The sequence below is a fragment of the Micromonospora sp. NPDC023956 genome, assembly GCF_040639195.1.
Taxonomy (GTDB): domain Bacteria; phylum Actinomycetota; class Actinomycetes; order Mycobacteriales; family Micromonosporaceae; genus Micromonospora.
Window position 1 is genome coordinate 87,439 of sequence record NZ_JBEZZN010000018.1, and the last position, 23,836, is coordinate 111,274.

Annotated in this window: 15 protein-coding genes; 7 read left to right on the plus strand and 8 right to left on the minus strand. The window is 75.0% G+C overall.

What is annotated here, in order from left to right:
* Nucleotides 1-20: 20 nt before the first annotated feature.
* From AB0F58_RS26460 to AB0F58_RS26480, 5 genes are all read right to left on the minus strand, one after another.
* Entirely contained in the window at nt 21-1,064 is a 1,044-nt protein-coding gene (locus tag AB0F58_RS26460) for a substrate-binding domain-containing protein (RefSeq protein ID WP_357148291.1), read from the minus strand.
* A gap of 109 nt (nt 1,065-1,173) precedes the next feature.
* Nucleotides 1,174-2,865 (minus strand): cellulose binding domain-containing protein, encoded by a 1,692-nt coding sequence (locus AB0F58_RS26465; RefSeq protein WP_357148293.1) that lies wholly within the window; start codon nt 2,863-2,865, stop codon nt 1,174-1,176.
* A gap of 236 nt (nt 2,866-3,101) precedes the next feature.
* Nucleotides 3,102-3,890 carry a class I SAM-dependent methyltransferase gene (locus AB0F58_RS26470; protein WP_357148296.1) on the minus strand — a complete coding sequence of 263 codons (789 nt, stop codon included), beginning with the start codon at nt 3,888-3,890 and terminating at the stop codon, nt 3,102-3,104.
* Nucleotides 3,891-4,066: 176 nt separating this feature from the next.
* Nucleotides 4,067-5,113: a pectate lyase gene (locus AB0F58_RS26475; RefSeq protein WP_357148298.1), complete on the minus strand. Its 1,047-nt coding sequence runs from the start codon at nt 5,111-5,113 to the stop codon at nt 4,067-4,069.
* A 229-nt stretch (nt 5,114-5,342) separates the two neighbouring features.
* A complete protein-coding gene (locus tag AB0F58_RS26480; RefSeq protein ID WP_357148301.1) occupies nt 5,343-6,575 on the minus strand; it encodes a helix-turn-helix domain-containing protein in 1,233 nt (410 codons plus the stop codon).
* Between the two features lie 86 nt (nt 6,576-6,661).
* On the opposite strand from AB0F58_RS26480, the gene AB0F58_RS26485 reads away from it, so the two are divergent.
* Both AB0F58_RS26485 and AB0F58_RS26490 read left to right on the plus strand, forming a co-directional pair.
* Nucleotides 6,662-7,753: a ferredoxin reductase gene (locus AB0F58_RS26485; RefSeq protein WP_357148304.1), complete on the plus strand. Its 1,092-nt coding sequence runs from the start codon at nt 6,662-6,664 to the stop codon at nt 7,751-7,753.
* A 17-nt stretch (nt 7,754-7,770) separates the two neighbouring features.
* A complete protein-coding gene (locus AB0F58_RS26490; RefSeq protein WP_357148307.1) occupies nt 7,771-8,922 on the plus strand; it encodes an acyl-CoA desaturase in 1,152 nt (383 codons plus the stop codon).
* 62 nt (nt 8,923-8,984) lie between these two features.
* Here the strand turns inward: AB0F58_RS26490 and AB0F58_RS26495 are convergent, their stop codons facing one another.
* Nucleotides 8,985-9,740, minus strand: coding sequence for a GntR family transcriptional regulator (locus AB0F58_RS26495; RefSeq protein ID WP_357148311.1), 756 nt, complete (start codon nt 9,738-9,740; stop codon nt 8,985-8,987).
* 172 nt (nt 9,741-9,912) lie between these two features.
* On the opposite strand from AB0F58_RS26495, the gene AB0F58_RS26500 reads away from it, so the two are divergent.
* Nucleotides 9,913-10,710 carry a nucleotidyltransferase domain-containing protein gene (locus AB0F58_RS26500; RefSeq protein WP_357148314.1) on the plus strand — a complete coding sequence of 266 codons (798 nt, stop codon included), beginning with the start codon at nt 9,913-9,915 and terminating at the stop codon, nt 10,708-10,710.
* A 39-nt stretch (nt 10,711-10,749) separates the two neighbouring features.
* Here AB0F58_RS26500 and AB0F58_RS26505 read toward each other — a convergent pair whose 3' ends face one another.
* Nucleotides 10,750-10,932, minus strand: coding sequence for a hypothetical protein (locus AB0F58_RS26505; protein ID WP_357148316.1), 183 nt, complete (start codon nt 10,930-10,932; stop codon nt 10,750-10,752).
* Nucleotides 10,933-11,101: 169 nt separating this feature from the next.
* On the opposite strand from AB0F58_RS26505, the gene eccB reads away from it, so the two are divergent.
* Nucleotides 11,102-12,487: a type VII secretion protein EccB gene (gene eccB / locus AB0F58_RS26510; RefSeq protein WP_357148319.1), complete on the plus strand. Its 1,386-nt coding sequence runs from the start codon at nt 11,102-11,104 to the stop codon at nt 12,485-12,487.
* Between the two features lie 105 nt (nt 12,488-12,592).
* On the opposite strand, the gene AB0F58_RS26515 is transcribed toward eccB, so the two are convergent.
* Nucleotides 12,593-13,186 carry a class I SAM-dependent methyltransferase gene (locus AB0F58_RS26515; protein ID WP_357148322.1) on the minus strand — a complete coding sequence of 198 codons (594 nt, stop codon included), beginning with the start codon at nt 13,184-13,186 and terminating at the stop codon, nt 12,593-12,595.
* Nucleotides 13,187-13,648: 462 nt separating this feature from the next.
* Here AB0F58_RS26515 and AB0F58_RS26520 point away from each other — a divergent pair, with 462 nt between their 5' ends.
* The 3 genes from AB0F58_RS26520 to AB0F58_RS26530 are packed head-to-tail and all read left to right on the plus strand — an operon-like array spanning nt 13,649 to nt 23,831.
* Entirely contained in the window at nt 13,649-17,110 is a 3,462-nt protein-coding gene (locus AB0F58_RS26520; RefSeq protein ID WP_357148325.1) for an AMP-binding protein, read from the plus strand.
* Nucleotides 17,107-20,319: a thioesterase domain-containing protein gene (locus tag AB0F58_RS26525; protein ID WP_357148328.1), complete on the plus strand. Its 3,213-nt coding sequence runs from the start codon at nt 17,107-17,109 to the stop codon at nt 20,317-20,319. Before AB0F58_RS26520 ends, AB0F58_RS26525 begins: the two co-directional genes overlap by 4 nt.
* Nucleotides 20,316-23,831 (plus strand): amino acid adenylation domain-containing protein, encoded by a 3,516-nt coding sequence (locus tag AB0F58_RS26530; protein WP_357148331.1) that lies wholly within the window; start codon nt 20,316-20,318, stop codon nt 23,829-23,831. The genes AB0F58_RS26525 and AB0F58_RS26530 overlap by 4 nt, the downstream gene beginning before the upstream one ends.
* Nucleotides 23,832-23,836 lie beyond the last annotated feature (5 nt).

The window sequence follows — 23,836 nt, forward strand, 5'->3', positions numbered from 1 at the left end:
GTCCAGCGGCGGGGAGGCCCTCAGGGGCGGGCGGGTGGAGCGGTGCTGCCGCGGACCACGAGGGTGGTCGGCAGCTCGACGCGCGGATGCGGGGGAGTCGCGCCGGCGGCCAACGCCAGGACCAGCCTCGCGGCGGTGGCACCCATCTCGTCGAACGGCTGCCGCACCGTCGTCATCGGCGGACCGCACCACCGGGCGCACTCCAGGTCGTCGAACCCGACCACGCTCAGGTCGTCCGGGATCGCCAGACCGGCCTGTCGGGCAGCCTCGTACACGCCGAGTGCCTGGAGGTCGTTGCCGCAGAGCACGGCTGTCGGCGGATCGGCGAGGCTCAGCAGGCTGCGCCCGAGGTCGAAACCGTCCTCGAAGGAGAACCGTCCGGTGCGGAGGAACCGGGCGTCCGGCGGCGCCCCGGCAGTGTCCAGCGCCGCCCGGCAGGCGTCCAGTCGGGCCCGCGCGATCAGGGACCGGACCGGCCCACCGATGACCGCGATGCGCCGGTGACCCAGTTCGAGCAGGTGCCGGGTGGCCGCGATCCCACCGCTCCAGTTCGTGGACCCCACTGCGGGAACGCCGGCCGGCGGCACCCCGGACGGGTCGAGCGCCACGAGCGGGATCCCACCGGCCGCGAGCGCGGCATACTCCTGCGGGGTGAAGTACGAATGCGCGGCGATCACTCCGACCGGCCGGCGGGCCAGGAGCTGATCGGTCCAGGACCGTTCCACCGACGCCCGACCCCGCACCTCCGTGAACCCCACCGCGAGGTCCCGCCGGCGGACGACCTCCTCCACCCCACGGAGGATCGAGACGGCGAGAAAGCTCTCCAGCCCGTAGAACACGACCTCCACGCTGGGCGCCGGTTCCATCGTGCTCGGCCGACGGTAGCCGTGCTCGCGCAGCAGCGACTCCACCTGTCGACGGGTCACCGACGACACGCCAGGGCGACCGTTGAGCACCCTCGACACTGTCGGCGCCGACACGCCGGCCAGTCGGGCGATCACCGCCAACGTCGGCTCGTCCTGGCGGTTCCCGCGCCGCGCGCCGTTCGGGACCGTTCCCGTCACCGGCGCAGTCTATGCCGACCGGTGCGAGCGCAGACCCGGCCCGAATCCACTCCGGCAGCCGGACGGTCGTGTGCGGGAGCCGGAGTGGATTCGGACCCGGTGCGGATCCTCAGAGGGTGAACACCACCGTGGAGATGCTGCGAGCGCCGACGTCGACGGTGACCTGACCTCCGTTCACGCTGGTCGGCTGGCTGGCCGCGTTGGCGTGCTGCGAGGTCAGGTAGTGCTCCGCCCGGACGACGTGCTGGGGTGCCTGGATCACCGCGTCGTCGACCGGGCTGGTCGACCGGTTGAGGATCACCAGCGTGATCTTCCCGTCTCCCTGGTAGGCGGTCACCTCCAGCGGCGAGGCCTTGGCACTCTTCGTCAGGGCGACCCGCTGGTAGCCGGGGCGGACGTACTTGGCGTACTGGGAGAACGCGTACCCGCGCTTCAGCGGCGTGCCCGCGGTGGTGCCGTAGGCCGCCTCGCCGTCGCCGATGAAGGAGTAGTAGCGCTTGCCGTACCACCAGACGTAGGCGCTCCAGTTCGATTCCATCGACCGGTGCACCGTGCGCATGATGTCGTCGAGCGTCTCGTTCCAGACCGCCTGGTTACCCGGGTTGCCCCAGATGTTGGAGCCGTTGCCGTCGGCGGCGTGCAGGTTCCACTCGGTCATCCACACCGGCTTGTGGTGCTGGTCGGCCAGGGAGTACGGCTTCAACCGGCCGGCGGCCTCGGTGCCGTACAGGTGACCACCGACGTAACCGATGTTGTTCCGGGCGCTCCCGTCGTTCAGGGTCGGATCGCTGTAGCTGTAGTTCAGGTTCACCGCCTCGGCGACCATCAGCTTGGTGTTCTGCACCTTCGCGCCCTGGTCCCGGACGAAGGTCCGCAGCTCGGTGCCGCTCCAGTCCATCGAGTCGTAGTCCGGGTGCCAGTCCGGCTCGTTCTGCACCGAGGTGACGTCGATCGGCACGCCCTGGCCGCGCATGTACTGGACGTAACTGTTCAGGTGGTTGGCGTAGTCGTCGTAGTAGTCGGTCTTCAGCTTGCCGCCGTTGGTCCGGCTGTTGTTCGTCTTCCACGCCGCCGGCGCCGTCCACGGTGACGCCAGGATCTTCACCCCCGACCCGTACGACTTCGCCGTTCTCAGGGCGTTCACCTGGGTCGGCCACTCACCGGAGACCGGTGAGACACCGGTCCGCACGATCGACAGACCCAGCTGGTTGGCGCCCAGCCCGACCAGGGTCTGCGTCTCGGCCGTGGACCAGGTGCCACCCCAGATCGGTGTCGCGGCCCCGAAACCGTCGATGGTCTGGTACCTGGTGGCGCTGTTCACCGTGATGTCCGGCGACCCGGCGGGGGGTGGCGTGGTGGGGGGTGGCGACGTGGTCGGCGCCGTGCCGCCGGTGCAGCTCACCCCGTTCAACGCGAAGCTGGTGGGAGCGGGGTTGCTGCCGCTCCACGAGCCGGTGAAGCCGAACGAGGCGGTGCCGTTGGTCGCGATGGTCCCGTTGTGGGCGACGTTCCTGGCGGTGACGGCGGCGCCGCTCTGGGTCAGCGTCGCGTTCCAGGCCTGGGTGACGGTCTGGCCGGCGCCGTAGGACCAGGTCAGCGTCCAGCCGGAGAGCGGGTCGCCGAGATTGGTGATGGTGACGTCGGCACCGAAGCCGCCCGGCCACTGCGACGTCAGGGCGTAGTTCACCGAACAGCCCGCCGCCGCGGCGCCGGCCGGCATCGCCGCGACCACCGTCGCCGACGCCAGCAACGCGACGCCGGCCGACACCAGGCCGACACGGGTCGTTCTGGATCTGACCATGAAGCACCCTCCTGACCGGATGGCGGCTCCGGGCCCCTCGCGGGACCAGTCTTGTTAGCGTTAACAGCCGCGTAACGGATGATACGGGAGCGCTCCCATGCCCTCAACCTCGATCGGTCGTGGGTTCGCGCCCCGGTTTCCCGCGCGCAGGCTGCCCGACGGACCGCCCCGCCCCTTCGGCGGCGCGCCACGAGCCGCGTCGACGTTCCGCTGCCCGGCCGCGTCCGGGCCGGGCGTCAACCGGGCCACCCGAACTGGAGCCGGACGTCGACCCGCTCGGTGACCACCACACGCCCGCCGAGGGCCGCGTGGACCTCGGCGGCGAACGCGGCCCGCTCCGGTGGACCGGGCAGCCGGTCGGCCGGCAGCGCGGAGAAGACGCCGCCGACCATGTCGTCGAGGCGGAGCGGCGCGTCGTACCGCACCGACGACTCCCTGACCCGGTAACCGGCGGCGACGAGGGCGTCCCGGTTGCGTCGGCGACCGGCCTCGTCGGTCTGGCACGTCGCGGTGACCGGGTGCCCGAGCAGCCGTTCCAGGCATCCGCGCAGCGCCCGGGACCACTCGGTGTCCTGTAGCCACAGCGGCGTGCCGTTGGTGACCACGGCGATGCCCCCGCCGGGACGCAGCAGCCCTCGGGCGGAGCGGAACAGCGTGTCCCGGTCCATGAAGTGAATGGCGACGGCGACCGTCAGCGCGCCGATCGTCCGGTCGCCGAGCAGTCGACCCAGCGTGGGCAGGTCGCCGTCCGCGCCGAGCAGCCACGCCGCGTTGGCTCTTCCGGCGTCGAGGGCGGCCCGCCGGGCCAGGGCCAGCATGTCCGGCTCCGGGTCTACGCCGAGGACGGTCCCCACCCGGGCGGCGAGGGGCACACTGAGCTGACCGGTGCCGCAGCCGAGGTCGACCACCGTGTCGCCGTCGCCGAGGCCGAACGCCCCCACCACGGCGTCGAGCACCTCGGATGGGTAGCCGCGCCGGTGCCGCGCGTAGTAGGTGGCCACCTCACCGCTGAATCCCGCCGCCATGGGAGCGAGCCTGCCCGGGGCGCGGGCCGGAGGGCGAGCGATTCTGCTCAGGGCAGGAGAACCGGTGCCGCGAGCCGACCGGACGGGCGGGTCATCGTACGGCGGCGCGCGATCCCGCTCCGGCCGCCCGGCTGGGGACGGGCGGCCGGAGCGGGGGTCCGGGCGGTGGGGCGGCCCTACGGGCAGACCCGGCCGACGCCTACCCCGGCGGAGACCGTCGCGGGCACGCTGGCGGGGGAGTCCACGGTGTACGGGTAGTAGGTGCGCGGCTCGACCACGGTGCCGGCGGTCTCCGGCGGGCCCGAGTTGACGTACAGGTTGTTCCGCTCGACCACCCGTCCCGGTGCGCTGTCGGCGTAGCCGACGTGGATCGGGTGGGCGACGTTCTCGAAGTAGTTCCCCTCGACCATCAGGCCGGCGTCCTCGGTCGAGGCGATGCCGTAGAGGGCGTTGTTCCGGTAGTAGTTGTTGTAGATGTGCACCGGCTCGGCGAACCGGACGCGCGGGTGCCGCTGGTCGGTGCCGTCGAAGAAGTTGTGGTGGTAGGTGACCCGCAGCTTGCCCCGGTCGGCGGGGTAGGTGTCCGAGTGCCCGACCAGCGACGCCTTGCTGTGCTGGTGGAACCGGTTCCAGGAGACGGTGACGAAGTCCGACTCGCGCTTGATGTCGAGCAGGCCGTCGTAACCGTCGGACAGGTCGTTGTGGTCGATCCACACGTGGTGGGCCTTGTTGGTGACGCTGATCGAGTCGTCCTCGGCGTCGGTGAACCGGATGTTGCGGATGATGACGTTGTTGCCGGGCCGGGTGGTCGAGCCCAGTTGCAGGCCGCCGCCGGTGATCTCGGCGGTGCTGCCCACGCCGATGATGCTCTTGTTGGCTACCACGGTGACCATGTCGCTGACCTGGATGCGGCCGGAGACTCGGATGATCAGCGGTCCGGCCTGTCCGGCGGCGGTGGCCAGTTGCGCGGCGGTGGTGACGGTGACGGTCGCGCCGCCCGCGCCGCCGGTGGTGCCGTTCTGGCCGAAGGCGTTGACGGAGGCGAAGCCGTCGGGGGAGCCGGTGCAGGTGACGCCGGGGGCGCTGCCGGCGTCGACGCGGGCGGCGGCCGGGGCGGCCGGGCCGCCGCCGAGGGGGATCGCCAGCGCGCCGGCCAGGAGGAGGGCGGTGGGTCGGGACCACCGGCGGGAACCGGCGGCGGGGACGGTGGGGTGGGTGGTCATCGGTCGCTCTGCTTTCCGGGCGCGCGGACCTGTCGTGGCGCGCGCCACCGGTGAGGTGGGCGGGGACGCGGTGCCGCCCGCCCGCCGGACGGCCGGCGGATTCCGGCGGGACGGTTGCCGGATCCGGGGCGCGGCGGGAAGGGCTGGAAAGCGCTTTCCTACTGGGTCACGATACGATCCGACCGCCTTCGCGTCAACGTCCGTCGATGTCCTCGGTCGGCTGCCGGGTTCAGTCCCCGGCGGGCGCGGGGCGCTCCGGGAAGGCCAACGCCAGGGTCAGCTCCAGCACCGTGGCCGGGTCGGTGAGCCGGTCCCCGTACAGTTCCCGCAGTTGGCCCATCCGGTACCGGACGGTCTGCGGGTGGACGAAGAGGTCGGCCGCGACGTCCTCCCGCCGGCCGTGGCGCAGTAACCACGACCGCAGCGTCTCGGCGAGCCGGTGCGCGGTGGCCGGGGGTAGCGACGCCAGCGGCTCCAGCACCCGGTCCCGCAGGTCGGCCAGTCCTTCCGGGTCCATGCCGAGCACCAGCTCGGCCAGGTGCTGTTCGGTGTCCAGCGGCGCGCCGTCCTCGGGCGGGTCGACCCCCAGGGCGAGCAGGCGGCAGGCCCGCCGGAACGACACCGCCACCCGGTGCCAGGGGCGGGCCGGCCCCAGGACCGCGCGGCGGCCGTGCAGCACCCGGGTCAGCTGTCGTCGCCGGGCACCGTGCATGTCCGGTACGAGCAGCACGCCGGTCTCCGCACCCGGCACCGCCCCGGGCAGGTCCTCGCCGGCCTCGAGGGTGTGCGGGCTGAGCACGGACAGGGGTACCCGCAGGCTGGTCCGGGGGACCAGGACGGCGGTGAGGGTCTGCGGCGGTGGCCAGTCCGCCCGTTCGGCACTGGGCAGCAGCACCTCCTCGGGCGCGCCGGCCAGCAGGTGCTGCGCCAGCCGCTCCAGGTTGCGCCGTCGGGCGCGCCCCGCGCTGGCCAGTTCGTCGGCGTGCCCGGCCACGCTGGCGGCGGAGAGTTCGTCGATGTACGCGAAGAGCAGCTCGGCGAACTCGGCCACGGTCGCCGCGGGCAGCCCGCTGCGGACCGTCGTGGTGGACATCTCCCGCCAGGCGACCCGGGCCCCGATCCGGTACGCCGACAGCAGGGCGTCCATGCTGCGACCGGAGCGCGCCTCGCCGCTGCCGAGGGCGTACGCGGCGTCCAGTGCCGGGGCCAGGGGGGTGCTCGGGTCGGTGCCCTGGGCGTACTCGATCAGGTTGAGGAAGGTGCCCAGGGCGATCTGCACGGCGTTGGAGATCTTGTCGCGCATCTGGCCGGTGAGCGTGCCGGAGTAGCTGGGCACCTCGGCGGTGATCGCGGTCACCGTGCGCTCGGCCAGCAGCGGCAGTCGGTCCTGCAACTCCCGGGCCACCTGCTCGTCCAGGGCGAGCCGGGCCGCCTCGCGGGTAGCCCGGGAGGATTCCGACATTTCTTGTTCCCTCCGCACAAGAAGGTGAGGTTGTTTTACCTCAGCGAGCCAAGCTTTTGTACGTACGGTGCGCCCACCATGGTTATATGACCACCACTGTTCCGCACCGACCCACCCGGGTTCCCCTCCGGGACCGGCTCCTGCGGCTCGTCGGCGCGGTCACCACCCCGGTGCTGCCCGGGGACTACCTCGACCTGGTCGCGCCGCTGCGCGCCGGGACCGACCTGCGGGGCCGGATCCTCGACGTCCGCCCGGAGACGCCGGACGCGGCGACCGTCGTGATCCGCCCCGGCCGGAGCTGGCGTGGCCACCTGCCCGGCCAGTACGTCCGACTCGGCGTGGACGTCGACGGCGTGCGCCAGTGGCGGGCGTACTCGCTCACCTCGCCGCCGCGCGGGGGCAACGCCCCGATCGCCGTCACCGTCAAGGCGATCCCCGACGGCCGGGTCAGCAACCACCTCGTCCGCCGGATCCGGCCGGGGACCATCGTCCAGCTCGACCAGGCGCAGGGCGACTTCGTGCTGCCCCGACCGGTGCCGGACCGGGTCCTGTTCGTCACCGCCGGCAGCGGCGTCACCCCGGTCATGGGCATGCTCCGCTCCGGCGCGCTGGCCGGGGCCGACGTGGTCGTGCTGCACTCCGCGCCGACCCCGACCGACGTGATCTTCGGCCCCGAGCTGCGCGGCCTCGCCGCCCGGGGCGCACTGCGCCTGGTCGAGCGGCACACCGACACCGACGGACTGCTCGACGTGGCCCACCTCGCCGACCTGGTGCCCGACCACCTCGACCGGCAGACCTGGGCCTGCGGGCCGGTCGGCCTGCTCGACGCCCTCGAGGCGCACTGGGCCGGGGGCGGTGCCGCCGACCGGCTGCACACCGAGCGGTTCCGTCCGACCGTGATCACCGCCGGCGAGGGCGGCCCGGTGACCTTCAGCCGCGCCGGGGTCACCGTCCAGGCCGACGGGGCCCGCGCGCTGCTCGACGCGGGGGAGGAGGCCGGGCTGCTGATGCCCTCGGGCTGCCGGATGGGTATCTGCTACGGCTGCGTCCTGCCCCTGCGCCAGGGGGCGGTACGGGACCTGCGAACCGGGGAACTCACCACCGCCCTGCCCGGCGACGGCGTGCTCGTCCAGACCTGCGTGTCGGCGGCGGCCGGCCCCTGTGACATCGACCTCTGACGACAGGAGTCGCGGACATGACCGTTATCCAGAAGAAGCCGCACAACCCGATCGCGCATCTCACCGCGGCGGACATCGAGGCGCTCGCCGCCGAACTCGACGCGATCCGGGACCGGGTGATCGCCAGCCGGGGCGAGCGTGACGCGGCGTACATCCGTCGGCTCATCGCCACCCAGCGCAAGCTGGATCTGGGTAGCCGGGCGGTGCTGCTCTTCTCGTTCTTCCCGCCCGCCTGGGTGCTGGGCACCGCCGGCCTGGCCGTGGCCAAGATCCTGGACAACATGGAGATCGGCCACAACGTCCTGCACGGCCAGTGGGACTGGATGCGGGATCCGAAGATCCACTCGACCAGCTGGGACTGGGACCACGTCTCCCCGGCCGAGCAGTGGAAACAGTCGCACAACGAGCTGCACCACAAGTACACCAACGTCGTCGGCCGGGACAACGACCTCGGCTACGGCATCATGCGGGTCGACGAGGACCAGCCCTGGCGGCCGATGCACCTCGGCCAGCCGCTGTGGAACCTGATCAACGCCTGCTTCTTCGAGTACGGCATCGCCGCGTACGACATGGAGCTGGGCCGGCACCTCCAGGAGAAGACCACCCGCGACCCGGTGTTCCGCCGGCGCGGCCGGGCGGTCCTGCGCAAGATCCGCCGCCAGGCGCTCAAGGACTACGTCCTGCTGCCGATCCTCTCCGGCCCCTCCTTCCTCAGCACCCTCGCCGCCACCTTCACCGCGAACGTGATCCGCAACGTGTGGAGCCATTCGGTGATCATGTGCGGACACTTCCCGAGCGGGGTGGAGACCTTCGAGAAGACCTCCATCGAGGGGGAGACGAAGGGCGAGTGGTACCTGCGGCAGATGCTCGGGTCGGGCAACATCAGCGGCAGTCGGCTGCTGCACCTGATGGCCGGCAACCTCTCCCACCAGATCGAGCACCACATTTTCCCCGACCTGCCCAGCAACCGTTACCAGGAGATCGCCCCCGAGGTGCGGGAGGTCTTCCGGCGGTACGGACTGTCGTACACCACCGGGTCGCTGCCCCGGCAGGTGGCTTCGGCGTGGTGGAAGGTCATCCGGCTCTCCCTGCCGAGCCGGTCCGCCGTCGGCCCCGACCCGGTGGACGACCGGCCGGTGGCGATCCGCGAGCCCTCGCTGGTGGGCTGACCGCCGCCGGGCCCTGCCCGCCCGTCCGACGGCGGCGACCGCCGGTCCGCACCGGGCGGCGGTCAGCCCCGGCGGACGAGCTGGAGGTCGATCCGGGCGGTGTCGTACCAGTGCCGGCTGAACAGCGCCACCCGGTCGCCCGGTGCGACCGGGAAGTGCCGCTGCTCGAGCAGGAGCAGCGGAGCGTCCGAGGCGAGGTCGAGCCGGTCCCGCAGGTCGGCGTCCGGGACCACCGGCACCAGCCGCGTCACCGCCTGCCGCAGTGGCAGCCCGAGCGCGGCGAGCCGGTCGTGCAGCGACTCCTCCGCCCCGAACGCGTCGAGCGCACCGGGTTCCGGCAGCAGATCCGTCGGCACCCAGTCGGCGCAGTGCGCCACCGGGACGCCGTCGGCCGTGCGGGTCCGGGTCAGCTGCACGACCGGGACCCCCGGCTCGACGCACAGCGCCGCGGCGAGCGCCGGGTTGGCGAGGACGTGCCGGACGCGCAGTCCGGTCGTGCCGGGCCGCTGCCCGCGCAGCGCGATGTCCCGGCCGGTGCCGGTGAGTCGTTCCAGGCCGTGCGCCGGTCGGGGCGCCGCCGAGACGAACGTGCCGACGCCCCGCCGCCGTACCAGGAGCAGATCCCCGATCAACTCGGTGACGGCCGCGCGCAGGGTCGGACGGCTCACCCCGAGCCGGCGGGCCAGCTCCGGTTCCGCCGGCAGCCGGGTGCCGGGGGCGAGGACCCCGTCCCGGATCAACTCCCGCAGCCGGCTCGCGGCCCGGGAACCGAGCGTGCGGGTCTCCGGGTCCAGCCGGACCGACCAGTTCGTGTCCATCACGCCTCCCGGCTCTCCTGCTCGGTACGAACGGTGGTGCGCGCCGGTGGTGCCGTGGGCCGGCGGTCGAAGACATTCACGTCGGTCCGTATTCTTGCCCCTACCTTCCGTGCGCGCAGCCCCGGGGGTGGGCGCGTGCGGGCCGGAGGGCGGCCGGGCGGGAGAATGCGGCGTGGACTCCGACGTGCGGACCTATCTCCGGGACCTGGTCGACGTCGCCCGGGAGGTGCTGGGCGACAACCTGGTCGGCGCGTACGCCGCCGGGTCGGTCGCGCTCGACGCGTACCAGCCGGGTCGCAGTGACGTGGACGTGGCTCTGCTCTGCGCGCACGCGCCGGGGCCGGAGCGCGGTCGCCGGCTGGTGGCGCGGTTGCGGCACGAGGCCCTGCCCTGCCCGGCCCGTGGCCTGGAACTGGTGCTCTACCGGGAGGCGGTCGCCCGGTCCGGCACCCCGGAACCCGGCTACGAGGTGGAGTTGAACACCGGGCGGGGGATACCGTTCCGGGCCGGCGTGAACGGCCCGGACCGGCCGGCCGCCGACGGCCTCTTCTGGTACGGACTCGACCGCAGCATCCTGCACCAGCACGGCCGGACGCTGTTCGGGCCGCCGGCCGCCGAGGTGTTCGCCGATCCCGCCCCGGCCGACCTGCGCCGACTGCTGGTCGAGGCGCTGCGGTGGTGGCTGTCGCTGCCCACGCCCGACGGGGACCGGCCGGCTCCCGGGGCCGAGGACGCGGTGCTCGGCGCCTGCCGCTCCCTGGTGCGCTTCCGCGACGGGGTGTGGCTGTCGAAGGTCGCGGCCGGCCGCCGGCTCGCGGACGCGGGATGGTGCACCGAGGTGGTCGAGCGGTCCATCGCGGCCCGCGCCGGTGGTGTGCCGCCGAGCGGGCCGCAGGCACGGGCCGTGCAGGAACGGGTGCTCACCGAGATCGACGGGGACGGGGTCGCCGGCGGCGCGCCGGTCGGCTGAATCGCGGCGGCCCGGGGACGGGCGGCAGCCGGACGACCGCTACCGCTCGGGGCCGGACCGGTGTCGGGCCGTCACCCGGCGGCCCTTGAGCAGGGCGAGGACGAGCACCGCGAGCAGCGCCACCGCTCCCACCACGAGGAGCCAGCGGAGCGCCTCCAGGAGGATGCCGAGCAGGACGAGGACGGCGGCGACCACTCCCACCACGGCGAGCAGGGTCCGCATGGCGGGGCCTCCTTCGGGTGACGGACAGGGCGTCGCCCTGCCTTCCCGCTCGTCGCGACACTATTCCCGGCCGGCGGTCCGCCCTGTCGCCGCACCGGCTCGGCCCGGCACCCGGGGTGACGGCCCGACCACTATCCTGTGACCCGGCCGAACACCGGGAAGGGACCGCATGCCGTCGCGGCAGGACCAGCTCCACTCGTACCAGTTCACCGTCCAACGGGCGGTCGCCGCCCTGGTGCTGCGGGAGACCGACCCGGCGGTCTCGCCGTTCCGCCGCCCGGCCGGCGCGGCGCTGGCCAGCGTGTTGGTGGCGGTGATCGCGCTCGGTGGGGCCGCGCTCTACGGCCTGGTCACCGGCGGCGGGTCCGGTTGGCGCGACGAGCGGGCCGTGGTCGTCGAGAAGGAGTCCGGCGCCCGTTTCGTCTACCGGGACGGCAAACTCCACCCGGTGTCGAACTACGCCTCGGCGCTGCTGATCATCGGCGCCGAGCGGGCGAAGACGGTGCTGGTCTCCCGACGTTCCATCGAGGGGGTGCCGCGCGGGCTGCCGCTGGGCATCCCCGACGCGCCGGACTCGCTGCCGGCCGTCGGCCGACTGACCACCGCGCCCTGGACGGTCTGCTCGGTGACCGGCGCGGACCCGACACCACCCCGCTCGGTACTGCTGGTCGGCGTCGCCGCCCGGCAGGGTCGGCCGCTCGGCGACGACGCGGTGCTGCTGCGGCACCCGGACGGCAGCCTGCACCTGGTCTGGCACCGGCACCGGCACCGGCTGCGCGACGTGAACCGGGTGCTGGCCGCGCTGGCCGCCACCCGGCAGCGCGCCGTACCGGTGGCCCCGGCGCTGCTCGACAGCCTGCCGGCCGGTCCGGACCTGGCCCCGCTGGACCTGCCCGGCCTGGGCGAGCCGTCCGACGCGGTGGCCGGTGCCGACATCGGCGACGTCCACCTGGTCGCCAACTCCGGCGGCGGTCGTCAGTACGTGGTCGTCGACCGGGACGGGGTCGCCGGCATCACCGAGTTGCAGGCGAGTCTCCTGCTGGCCCGGACCGGGCAGGGCGATCCGCGGCCGTTGACCCTCGGCCGCTTCGCGCGCCTGCCGAAGCTGCCCGACCTCGTGCCGGCCGGCCCCACCGCCCCGCCGACCAGTCCACCCCGACTGGCCCGCCCCGACCCGGGCGCGATCTGTGGGCAGGTCGGTGACGACGGTGGCGTCCGCGAGGTACGCGTGGGTGCGACCGTGCCCGAGCAGGGGGCGGTGCCCGTCGGCGGGGGATCCGACCCGGCGACGGGCGTGGTCGCCGACCACGTGGTGGTCGAGCCGGGCCGGGCTGCGGTCGTCGAGTCGGTCGCCGCACCCGGGGCGACCGGTGGTGCCGTCTCCGTCGTCACCGACCTCGGCCGGCGGCACGTGCTGGCCTCGACGGAGGTGCTGGGCATGCTCGGCTACCCCGGCGTCCGGCCGGTACGCCTGCCCGCCGGCCTGGTCAGCCTGGTGCCCGCCGGTAGCCCTCTGGACCCGGAGGCGGCGCGGGTGGTCGCCGCGCCCGCTTGACGGCATCCGCGTGGCGCGGGCGGCGGCGCGGCCAGGGCGTCCGCGCGGCGCCTCCCGGACGGGCGGCCCGGGGTGGCACGGCGCGGCGGGGCGCGGTACGGGAACTCAGTCGGCCGGGCGGCGCAGCACGGTGACCGCGAAGTCGGCGTCGTCCCGCCAGGGGCGCAGGTCCCAGGTGGCGAAACGGTGCTCGCGGCGCAGTCCGGCGGCGGACGCGTCGGCGTCGAAGTCGGCGAGCGGGTACCCCCGACCGGTGCCGAACCCGATCACCAGCACCCCGTCCGGGCGCAGGTGCGCGGCGATGCGGCGGAGCACGTCCCGCTCCGTGCCCGGGGCCACGAACGCCATCACGTTGCCCGCGACCACCGCCGCGTCGAACGGGTCGCCGGGCAGGTCCAACTCGGCCAGGTCGGCGACCAGCCAGGTCGGCCCCGGGTGGTCGGTGCGGGCCGCCTCGACCAGCACCGGGTCGGCGTCGACCCCGACCACGGTGTGCCCCCGGTCGGCCAGCGCGGCACCCACCCGGCCGGTGCCGCAGCCGGCGTCGAGGATCCGCGCGCCGGGTGGGACCATGGCGTCCAGCAGCCGTGCCTCCCCGGCCAGGTCCGCCCCCTCGGCGGCCAGCTGGCGGAAACGGTCGACGTACCAGTGGGAGTGGTCGGGCCCGGTCTCGGTCACCCAGCGCGTCGGCTTGGCCATGGCGCCCACGGTAGCGGTCCGCGGTGGCGCGCGTGTCGGGGACGGGCAGGACACCGGTGGCGACATCGACGGGGCGGCGTCGATCCACAACAGACCGTATGCTGAACCCGGCCCCGCCGCCGACGCGTCCCCCCGGGGAAGGTCGGGCCGGCCGCAGAACCGGCGGGCCAGCAGGCCAGCAGGTGGAAGCTTTCCCGAACCGCCCCTGATTCCGCGGAAGATGACCGACCGGTGGCCCCTCGGGCCATACAGGTTCCGGTTGCGGAGGGCTGATCGGACGGCGCTTCATGTCCGACGTCCGACCTGGGGTCGGACCTTCGGTTCAACTCCTGATCGATGATCTTCCCGCTCGGTGGGCCGGGCCTATGCTGCTTTCTACTGTGGAAAGCCTGGGGGGATCAATGAGGGCAGGCGTCGGACGCTGCGTGCGGGTGGGCCTGCGGACGGCGGTCGCGTACTGACATGCCGCAGTCCACGATCGCCCACCGTTTCACCGACGTCGCGGCGCGGCACCCCGACCGGCCGGCCGTGCTCGGCGAACGGCCGGTTACCTACGCCACGCTGCACGGACTGGCCGGCGGGTACGCCGCCGTGCTCGCCGCCGCCCCGGTCCGTACCGGCCAGCGGGTCGCCCTGCTCACCGCGCACGGCGTGCCCACCATCGCCGCCATGCTCGGCACGCTCGCCGCCGGCTGCGCGTACGTGCCGCTGGACCCGGGTTTCCCCGAGGACCGGCTGCGGCACATGCTCGCCGCCGCCGACGTCGGGACCATCCTCACCGACACCGCTGGAGAAGCACTCGCGCGCCGGTTGAGCCAGGCCCGCCCCGGGACGCGGGTGCTGGTCGCCGACGTGCCCGCCCCGGCGCCACTGGCGCCGGTGCCGGTCGACCCGGACGCGGTGGCGTACGTGCTGTTCACCTCGGGCTCGACCGGGGTGCCCAAGGCCGTCGGGCAGACCCACCGCAACCTGCGGCACGTGGTGGAGAACCAGATCGCCGCCCTGGCCCTCGACCCCGCCGACCGGCTCAGCCTGCTCGCCTCGTTCAGTTTCGACGCCGCCATCCCGGACCTCTGGCCGGCGCTGCTCACCGGCGCGGCGGTGGTCCCGGTCGAGCTGCGCCGGCACGGGCTGGCCCACGCCGTCGACGAGCTGGTCCGGCACCGGGTGACCGTCTACCACTCCACCCCCACCGTCTACCGCTTCCTGCTGGACACCCTCGGCGACCGCCGGCTCGACCACGTGCGGGTGGTGCTGCTCGGCGGCGAGCAGGCCACCTGGACCGACGCGGCCCGGGGCCGGGACCGGTTCGCCGCCGACTGCGTGCTGGTCAACGGGTACGGCGCCACCGAGATGACCTTCGCCGCCCGGTACGCGCTCCCGCTCGCCGGAGTGGACGGCACCCGCAGCGGCCCGTTGCCGATCGGCGCCGCCCTGCCCGGGTACGCCGTCGACCTCACCGCCGACGGCGAGATCGAGGTCCGCAGCGCGTACCTGGCACCCGGCTACCTCAACCTCGACAGCGACCGGTTCGGCGTCGACCCGGCGGGGACGCCCACGTACCGCACCGGTGACCTGGGCGAGCGGCTGCCCGGCGGGGAGCTGGTCTGTCTCGGCCGACTGGACCGGCAGGTCAAGGTGCGCGGGCACCGGGTCGAGCTGACCGAGGTCGAGGCGCACCTCGCCGACCAGCCGGGGGTGGCCGCCGCCCGCGCCATCGCCCGGGACGGCGAGTTGCTCGCGTACGCCACCCCGGTCGGCGGGCCGCTGGACCCGGCGGCCCTGCGCGCGGCGCTGGCCCGGCGGCTGCCGGAGTACGCGCTGCCCCGGGCGGTCGTCGTGGTCGAGGCGTTCCCGCTCACCGTGACCGGCAAGGTCGACGAGCGTGCGCTGCCCGACCCGCCGGTCGCCGTGCCGACGGGGGAGGAGCCGGCCACCCCGACCGAGCGGACGGTGCACGACATCTGGTGCGCGGTGCTCGGTCGGACGGCGGTCGGCCGCACCGACAGCTTCTTCGACCTGGGCGGGCAGTCCCTCCTGCTCGGTCTGGTCCAGGAACGGCTGGCCGAACGCTTCGGCGTGCGGCTGCCGATGCCCCGGCTGTTCGCGCATCCCACGGTGGCCGCGCAGGCCCGGCTGCTGGACTCGCCCATCCCGGAGCGGGTGGGTGTCCTGGCGGCCCCGTCCGCGCCGCCGGTCGGCGTCCGGGAACCCACCGGCGACGAGATCGCCGTGGTCGGCCTGGCCGGCCGGTTCCCCGGCGCGCCCGACGTGGCCACCTTCTGGTGGAACATCTGTGCCGGGGTGGACGCGGTCCACGACCACACCGACGACGAACTGGCCGCCCTCGGCATCGGCCCCCGGCTGCGCGCCGACCCCCGGCACGTGCGCGCCACCGGGCGGCTGGCCGGGGTGGACGAGTTCGACGCGGACTTCTTCTCCTTCGGCCCGGACGAGGCGGCCCGCACCGACCCGCAGCACCGGATCTTCCTGGAGACCGCCTGGGAGGCCCTCGAGGACGCCGGCTGCGACCCGTCCCGGTTCCCCGGCCCGATCGGCGTGTACGCGGCCACCTCCGTGAACCGCTACTTCCTCTTTCACCTGATGGACAACCCGGCGGTGGTCGGCGACGTCGACCCGGACGACTGGGAGACCCGGCTGGTCGGCCGGCAGTTCACCGACCACCTGCCCGGACAGGTCGCGTACCGGCTGGGGCTGACCGGCCCGGCGGTGGCCACCCAGAGCGCCTGCTCCAGCTCGCTGGTGGCGGTCTGCCTTGCCGCGCAGAGCCTCGCCGACTACCAGTGCGACGTCGCGCTGGCCGGCGGGGTCACCGTCACCTGGCCACGGCACCGGGCCGGCGGGCTGGCCTCCCCGGACGGCCGGTGCCGGGCCTTCGACGAGGCCGCCGCCGGCTCCGGGTTCGGCTCCGGGGCCGGGGCGGTCGTGCTCCGCCGGCTCGCCGACGCCCAGGCCGACGGGGACCGGATCTACGCGATCCTGCCCGGCTGGGCGGTCACCAACGACGGGGCCGACCGGGCCGGGTTCGCCGTGCCCGGACCGGCCGGGCAGGCCGCCGCCGTGGCCAACGCCCTGGCCGCCGCCGAGGTCGCCCCGGGCGAGGTCCGGCTCGTCGAGGCGCACGGCAGCGGCACCGCGTTGGGCGACGCCATCGAGGTCGCCGCGCTGCACGAGGTCTACTCCGGCGCGGCCCCCGCCGAAACCTGCGCGCTCGGCTCGGTCAAGACCAACATCGGTCACCTCGACGCCGCCGCCGGCATCGCCTCGCTGATCAAGACGGTGCTCGCCGTGCAGCACGGGGTGATCCCGCCCAACCTGCACTTCACCCGTGCCCACCCGGAGATCGACCTGGCCGCCGGTCCGTTCTACGTGCCGACGAAGGCCGGCGACTGGCCGTCGGCCCCGCGCCGGGTGGCCGGGGTCAGCTCGTTCGGCCTCGGCGGCACCAACGCGCACGTCGTGGTGGAACAGCCGCCGCCCGACGAGCCGGCCGACGAACCGTCCGGCGGGGCGTACCTCTTGCCGCTGTCCGCGCGTACCCCCGAGGCGTTGCGGGCGGCCCTCACCCGGCTGCGGACCCACCTGGCCGGCACCGCCGCGCCGCTGGCGGACGTGGCCTGGACGCTGGCCGCCGGGCGGCGGGCGTTCGGCTGCCGGGCGCTGGTCGCGGCGACCGACCCGGCCGACGCGGTGGCCGCGCTGGAGCACCTGCTCGCCACCGGCGACCGGGTGGCCGGTGCACCGGCGGAACTGCTCGACCGGGCCGCCGGGTGGCTGGCCGGCGGGGACGTCGACTGGACGGCGCTGCACCCCGACGGCGGTGGCCGGCGCACCGGTCTGCCCACCTACCCGTTCCAGCGGCGCCGGTACTGGATCGACCCTCCTCAGAAAGGCCAGCGGTGACCTGGTTCGCCTCCACCGGACGTCGTCCCCACGCGCCGGTGCAACTGTTCTGCCTGCCCTACGCCGGGGCCGGGGCCAGCGCGTTCCGCCGCTGGCGGGACGCCGTCGGCGAGGACGTCGAGGTCCAACCGGTGCAACTGCCCGGCCGGGAGGCGCGGATCGCCGAGGACCCGGACTTCGACGTCGCGGAGGTCGCCGAGGCCATCGCCGCGCGGGCCGACCGGCCGTACGCCATCTACGGGCACTCGATGGGCGGACGGCTCGGCTTCGACGTGGTGCGCCAGCTGCGCCGTACCGGCCGGAGGCTGCCGGTCCGGCTCTACGTCGGGGGTGCCCGTGCCCCGCACGTCACCGACACCAGCCACTTCGACGGGCTCTCCCGGGTCGACGACGAGGAACTGCTGGCCCGGCTGCGCACCGGTGGCGGCCTGCCCGAGGAGATCCTCGAACACCCGGAGCTGGTCGAGCTGCTGCTGCCCCTGCTCCGGGCCGACTTCAGCCGGGTGGACGACTACCGGTACACCCCGGAGGAGCCGCTGCCGGTGCCGATCGTGGTGTTCAGCGGCCGGACCGACCTGGCGGTGACCCGGGAGCACAGCGCGGCCTGGGCGTCGCACACCGCCGCCGGCTTCACCCTGCACGACGTCGACGGTGGGCACTTCTTCCTGCACGACCGGCTCGCCGACGTACTGGCGGTGATCCGGGCCGATCTGCACGCGGCGCTCACCGCCCCGAGTCCGCCCGTCACCCCGACGGCGCAGGCCGACCCGATCGCGTCCACGTCGCCGACCGCCGCCTCGGGTGCGCCGGCCGCCGCGTCGACACCGCCGGCCGCCGCGCCGGGTCCGCCGTCGGCGCCCGCGCCCGGTCCGTCGTCCGGGCCGGGCGGGCACCGGGTGCCACTGGACGGCACGGGCTGGTCGGTCTGGCGGGACGCGTTGCTGCGGACCACCGGGTTCCCGGCCGACGGGCTGACCGTGCTCGCCGCCCCGAAGGCCGCCGCTGCCGCCGACGACCTGCTCGACGGCGGCCCGGCCGACCCCTTCGACACCGCGTTCGCCGAGGCGCTGCGCGACGGTGGCGACACGCTGCGGCGCATCGCCGCCGACCCGCTGCTGCGTGAAGCGGTCACCTGGCAGAACCCGAACGTCCTCACCGCCCTCGACGGGCTGGTCGCGGCCGCCCCGGACGCCCCGCGCAACGTCCGGCGGCGGGACCGGGAGAAGGCCCTGCTGCGCTACTGGCAGCGCTACTGCGGCAAGAACGAGACGGTCGGGTTCTTCGGGCCGAGCTGCTGGGTGACCGTCGACCCGGCCGCCACGACGCCGCTGACCGCGCGCCCCGGCGCGCAGCTGACCCGGCGCCGCTGGGTGGCCTTCGAGTCCTGGGCGGTGGCCGCGTACGCCGACGCGCTCGGCCGGGACCCGGCCGTGCGGCGCTGGTGGCCGCCGATGCTCGCCGCCCACCTCGGCCTGGACGGCCGGACGGTGCGCCGGCCCGGTCGCCCGCCGCTGGAACTCTCCACCGTGGAGGCGGCGCTGCTGGCCGCCTGCGACGGTCGGCGTCCCGCGGCGCACGTGGTCGCCGACCCCGACCTCGGCCTGCGGCGACCCGACGACGGGTACGCCCTGCTGGAGCGGTTCGTGGAACGGGAACTGATCACCTGGGACGCGCTGCTGCCGGTCAGTCCGGCCGCCGAGCAGGTGCTCGGGGAGCGGATCGACGCCATCGGCGACGAGGCGGTGCGTACCCGGGCCCGAGCCGGCCTGGACCGGCTGCGCGCCGGCCGGGAGGCGGTGGCCGCCGCGGCCGGCGACCCGGACCGGCTCCGGGGTGCCCTGGCCGGGCTGGACGCCCTCTTCACCGAACTGACCGGGCAGTCGCCCCGCCGCCGGGACGGGCAGATGTACGCCGGCCGCACCCTCTGCTACGAGGACACCAGCCGGGACCTCGACGTGGTGGTCGGCGGTCCGTTGCTGCGGGAGATCGCCGCCCCGATGGCCGTGCTGCTCCAGGCGGCCCGGTGGCTGGTCGAGGCGCTGCGGCGCGCCTACGCCGACGCCTTCCGGCAGCTGTACGAGGAGCTGCGCGCCGACGCGGGCGGCGCCCCGGTGTCCCTGGCCGACCTGTGGTTCCTGGCCCAGGGCCTGTTCTGGGGGACCGGCGAGCGCCCGGTCGACGCGGTGGCCGCCGAGTTCGCCCGCCGCTGGGCCGGGCTGTTCGGGCTGGACGCGCTGCCGGCCGGCACCCGCCGGCTCGACGTCGGGGTGGCCGGGCTCGCCGACCGGGTGGCCGAGGTCTTCCCGGCCGCCGCACCGACCTGGGCCAACGCCCGGCTGCACAGCCCCGACCTCCAGATCTGTGCCCCGGACGCCGAGGCGTTGGCCCGGGGCGAGTACACCGTGGTCCTCGGCGAGCTGCACGCCGCCTGGGCCTCGTTCGACTGCGAGGTGTTCACCCCGTCCCACCCGGACGTGGCGCGGCTGCGCGCCGCCCTCGACGAGGACCTGGGCGGCCGGCGGGTCCGGCTGCTGGTGCCGGACGAGTGGCCGCGCCGGACCAGCCGGGTCGCGGAGAGCCTGGTCGGCCCCGCCGACCGCCAGTTGGCCTTCGCCCCCGCCGCCGGTGCCGACCCGGACCGGGTGCTGCCCACCGTGGACCTGACCGTCGTCGACCGCGACGGGGAGCTGGTCGCCGTCACCCCCGACGGCCGGGCGTGGACCCTCGACGAGGTCTTCGCCGGCCCGCTGACCATGCACGCCGTGGACGGCTTCAAGCTGGTGGCCGCCGCCCCGCACACGCCCCGGATCACCCTGGACCGGCTGGTGGTGGCCCGGGAGACCTGGCGGACCACGCTGGGCGGGACCGGGCTGGCCGACGTCACCGGCGAACGCGAGCGGTTCCTCGCCGTCCGGCGGTGGCGACGCGAGCTGGGCCTGCCCGAGCAGGTGTACGTGAAGCTCGGCACCGAGACCAAGCCCTGCTTCCTCGACCTGAGCAGCCCGTTCTACGCCTCGACGTTCTGCTCCATGCTGCGTACCGCCCGGGGCCAGGGCGGCGACGCGGTGTCGGTGACCCTGAGCGAGATGCTGCCCACCCCCGAGCAGGCGTGGGTGCCCGACCGCGCCGGCCGACGCTACTTCAGCGAGCTGCGGCTGCACGTGGTCGACGACGAAGCCCTCCACACCGGATCCGGAGCCCCCCGATGACCTCCACCCCACAGTCGGCCGCCGCCCACGGGCCGGAGTTGCCCTGGCCGGAGGTGACCCTCGCCGACCTGGTCCGGGAGCAGGCCGCCCGGACCCCGGACGCCACGGCGGTACGCCAGTGGGACGACCGGCTCAGCTACCGCGACCTGGTGGAACGGGCCGCCGGGGTGGCCGCCGCGCTGCGTGCCCGGGGTGCCGGTCCCGGCAGCCGGGTCGGCGTGTGCGCCACCCGCCGGCCCGACCTGGTGGTCACCGTGCTCGGCGTGCTGCTGGCCGGTGCGGCGTACGTGCCGCTGGATCCGGGCGGCCCCCGCGCGCGGCTGCGGGAGATCGCCCGGGACGCGGGCGTGCGGATCGTGGTCGGCGACGCCGCCGAGGCGGAGTTCGGCGACGTCGTCGGCATGGAGACTCTCGGGCTGCCCGGTGCGGCCCCGCTCACGCCCTGCCCGGCGCGCCCCGGCGACACCGCGTACGTGCTGTTCACCTCCGGGTCCACCGGCCGTCCGAAGGGCGTCCGGGTCACCCACCGGGGTCTGGTCGAGTTCGTCACCGGCTGGGCGGCGCGCACCGGCGTCGACGCCGGCACCCGGAGCCTGGCCAGCGCCGCGCTCAGCTTCGACGCGGCCGTCATCGACCTGTTCGTGCCGCTGGCGCACGGCGGCGCGGTGCAGCTGGTCGGGGCGGACGACCGGGCCGACCCGCTCCGGTTGCAGCGTTTCGCCGCCGCGCACGACGTGAACTGGGGGCTGCTCACCCCGACCGTGCTGGCCCTGCTCGACCCGGCCGCCCTGCCCGGCTGGCGGACGGTGCTCTGCGGCGCCGAGGCGGTCCCGGCCGAGTTGGCCGCCCGCTGGTCGCCGGGGCGGCGCTTCGTCAACGCCTACGGTCCGACCGAGGCGACCGTCGCGGTGGTGGCCGGCGACCTCACCGGCGACGAGACCGACCCGGTGCCGATCGGGTTGCCGCTGGCCAACCACCGGGTGTACGTGGTCGACGCCGAGCTGCGCCCGGTCGCGGCCGGCGAGAGCGGGGAACTGCTCGTCGGGGGGCCCGGCCTGGCCGACGGCTACCTCGACCGGCCGGCGCTGACCGGGGCGGCCTTCGTCCCCGACCCCTTCTCCGGGCTGCCCGGCGAGCGGCTCTACCGCACCGGCGACCTGGTCCGGCAGGGCCCGGACGGCCGGCTGGTCTACCTGGGGCGGATCGACCGGCAGGTCAAGGTCCGGGGGCAGCGCGTCGAGCTGGGCGAGGTCGAGGCGGTGCTCGCCGGGCACCCGGCGGTCGACCGGGTGGCGGTGGAGGCCGTCGACGGCCCGTCCGGCACCGAGCTGGTCGCCTTCCTCACCCCCGCCGACGCCCCCGGCGACGAGGAGATCCGGGACTGGACCGCCGACCGCCTCACCGCGGCCATGCGGCCGGCCCGGCTGCTGCGGCTGCCCACGCTGCCGGTCAGCCCGACCACCGGCAAGCTCGACCGGGCCGCCCTGCGCGAGCGGGCCGTCGCCGACCGTCCCGACCCGACCGTCGACCCGACCGCCTCCGCCGACCCGGTCGGCGCGGCGGTGGCCCGGCTCTGGGCGCGGCTGCTCGGTGCGGCCCCCGGCCCGGACACCGACTTCCTCGCCGCCGGCGGCAACTCGGTGGCCGCGATGCGTCTGGTCGCCGCGCTCCGCGCCGAGCTGGGCCGGCAGGTCGACGCCCGGGACGTGGTCGCCGCCCGGACCTTCGCCGGGTTGGTCGACGCGGTCCGCGCCGCCGCCCCGGCCGAGTCCGACGGGCTGACCACCGGCAACCCGCCCACCCTGTCGGCACCGCAGCGCCGGCTCTGGTTCGTCGACCAGATCGCCTCCTCCAGCGCCCCGTACAACATCGCGCTGGCGCAGCGGCTGCACGGCCCGCTGGACACCGCCGCGCTGGGGGCGGCGCTGCGGGCGGTCGCCGAGCGGCACGACGTCCTGCGCTGGCGGATCCTGCAGACCGCCGGGGTGCCGTACGCGGTGTGTGCCGAACCGACCGACGTGGCGGTGCCGGTGGTGGACCTGACCGGGGCCGCCGACGTCGAGGCGGAGCTGCGCACCATGCTCGCCGTCGGGGCCGGGCACTCCTTCGACCTGGCCACCGGCCCGTCCTGGCAGGTCACCGTGTACCGCCTCGGCGAGCGGGAGCACGTGGTGGCGATCACCCTGCACCACGCGGTCTTCGACGGCTGGTCCGAGGGGGTGCTCTACGACGATCTCGCCGCCGCGTACGCCCAGGCGGTCGCCGGTACGGTGCCCGTCCTGCCGCCGCTGGCCGTCTCGTACGCCGACTACGCGGTCTGGCGGGTCGAGCGGGACCGGCGGCGCGGCGCGGCCGACGTGGCCTGGTGGACCGCCCACCTGCGCGGCGCGCCGACCCTGCTGGAGCTGCCCCGGGACCGGCCCCGCCCGGCGGTGCAGACCTACCTGGGCGCGGAGGCCGGGGTGACCCTCTCCGCCGAGGCGGACCGGGCGGTCCGGGCACTCGCCGCGGCCCGGGGCACCACCAGCGCGGCGGTGCTGCTGGCCGGCTTCGGCGTCCTGCTCGGCCGGCTCACCGGCGGTGCCGATCACGTCCTGGGCGCGGTGGTCGCCGACCGGCGGCTGGCCGCCTTCGACGATGTGATCGGCTTCCTGATCGACACCGTGCCGGTCCGGGTCCGCACCGGCGGGTCGGTGGACTTCGCCGAGCTGGTCGACCGCTGCGCGACCGAGCTGCACGAGGCCACCGCCCACTCCGGCGCGCCGCTGGACCGGATCGTCGAGGCGCTCGGCCTCACCCGGGACACCTCCCACGCCCCGCTGGTGCAGGTGCTGTTCAACGTGCTCAACTTCGCCGAGCCCCGGCTGACGCTGGCCGGGCTGACCGGCGAACCGGTGCGGGTGGAGAAGCCCGGCTCGCCGTTCGACGTCACCGTCTACGTGCTGGAGCGGGACGGGCGGTTCGGTGTCGAGGTGGTGCACAACCCGGACCTGTTCGACGCCGACCGGATCGACGGGCTCCTGGCCGACCTGGCCGCCCTGGTCGGCGCGCTGGCCGCCGCCGCGCACGAACCGGTCGACACGGTCGCCGTCGACCTGCCCCGGCCGGCCGTCCGGGTGGCGCGGCTCGGCGCGATGACCGTGGCCACCGGCGAACCGCCGCGCGGGCTGCTGCCCGCCGGTCCGGACGCGCTGACCGACACCGAGGAGCTGATCGCCGGAGTCTGGCGGGAGGTGCTGGAGCGCGACCGGGTCGGGGTGACCGACAACTTCTTCGACATCGGCGGACACTCGCTGGCCCTGGCCGCCGTGCACGCCCGGCTGACCGCCGCCACCGGACGGTCGCTGGCGCTGCTCGACCTCTTCCGTCACCCCACCATCCGGGCGCTCGCCGCCCACCTCGACGGCACCGTGGACCGGCCGGAGCTGGCTCGGGCCGCGCTCCGCGCGGCCGCCAGGCGCAGTCGTACCCGTCGAACCCCACCCCGCCGCCCCGGCGGCGTCGCGGAATGAAGGAA

Bases quoted from the DNA above. Each gene is read 5' to 3' on its own strand.
- AB0F58_RS26505 (WP_357148316.1), bottom strand. From the start codon at position 10,932: ATGCGGACCCTGCTCGCCGTGGTGGGAGTGGTCGCCGCCGTCCTCGTC.
- eccB (WP_357148319.1), top strand. From the start codon at position 11,102: ATGCCGTCGCGGCAGGACCAGCTCCACTCGTACCAGTTCACCGTCCAA.
- AB0F58_RS26475 (WP_357148298.1), bottom strand. From the start codon at position 5,113: ATGACCACCCACCCCACCGTCCCCGCCGCCGGTTCCCGCCGGTGGTCC.
- AB0F58_RS26530 (WP_357148331.1), top strand. From the start codon at position 20,316: ATGACCTCCACCCCACAGTCGGCCGCCGCCCACGGGCCGGAGTTGCCC.
- AB0F58_RS26515 (WP_357148322.1), bottom strand. From the start codon at position 13,186: ATGGCCAAGCCGACGCGCTGGGTGACCGAGACCGGGCCCGACCACTCC.
- AB0F58_RS26490 (WP_357148307.1), top strand. From the start codon at position 7,771: ATGACCGTTATCCAGAAGAAGCCGCACAACCCGATCGCGCATCTCACC.
- AB0F58_RS26465 (WP_357148293.1), bottom strand. From the start codon at position 2,865: ATGGTCAGATCCAGAACGACCCGTGTCGGCCTGGTGTCGGCCGGCGTC.
- AB0F58_RS26520 (WP_357148325.1), top strand. From the start codon at position 13,649: ATGCCGCAGTCCACGATCGCCCACCGTTTCACCGACGTCGCGGCGCGG.
- AB0F58_RS26495 (WP_357148311.1), bottom strand. From the start codon at position 9,740: ATGGACACGAACTGGTCGGTCCGGCTGGACCCGGAGACCCGCACGCTC.
- AB0F58_RS26480 (WP_357148301.1), bottom strand. From the start codon at position 6,575: ATGTCGGAATCCTCCCGGGCTACCCGCGAGGCGGCCCGGCTCGCCCTG.
- AB0F58_RS26485 (WP_357148304.1), top strand. From the start codon at position 6,662: ATGACCACCACTGTTCCGCACCGACCCACCCGGGTTCCCCTCCGGGAC.
- AB0F58_RS26470 (WP_357148296.1), bottom strand. From the start codon at position 3,890: ATGGCGGCGGGATTCAGCGGTGAGGTGGCCACCTACTACGCGCGGCAC.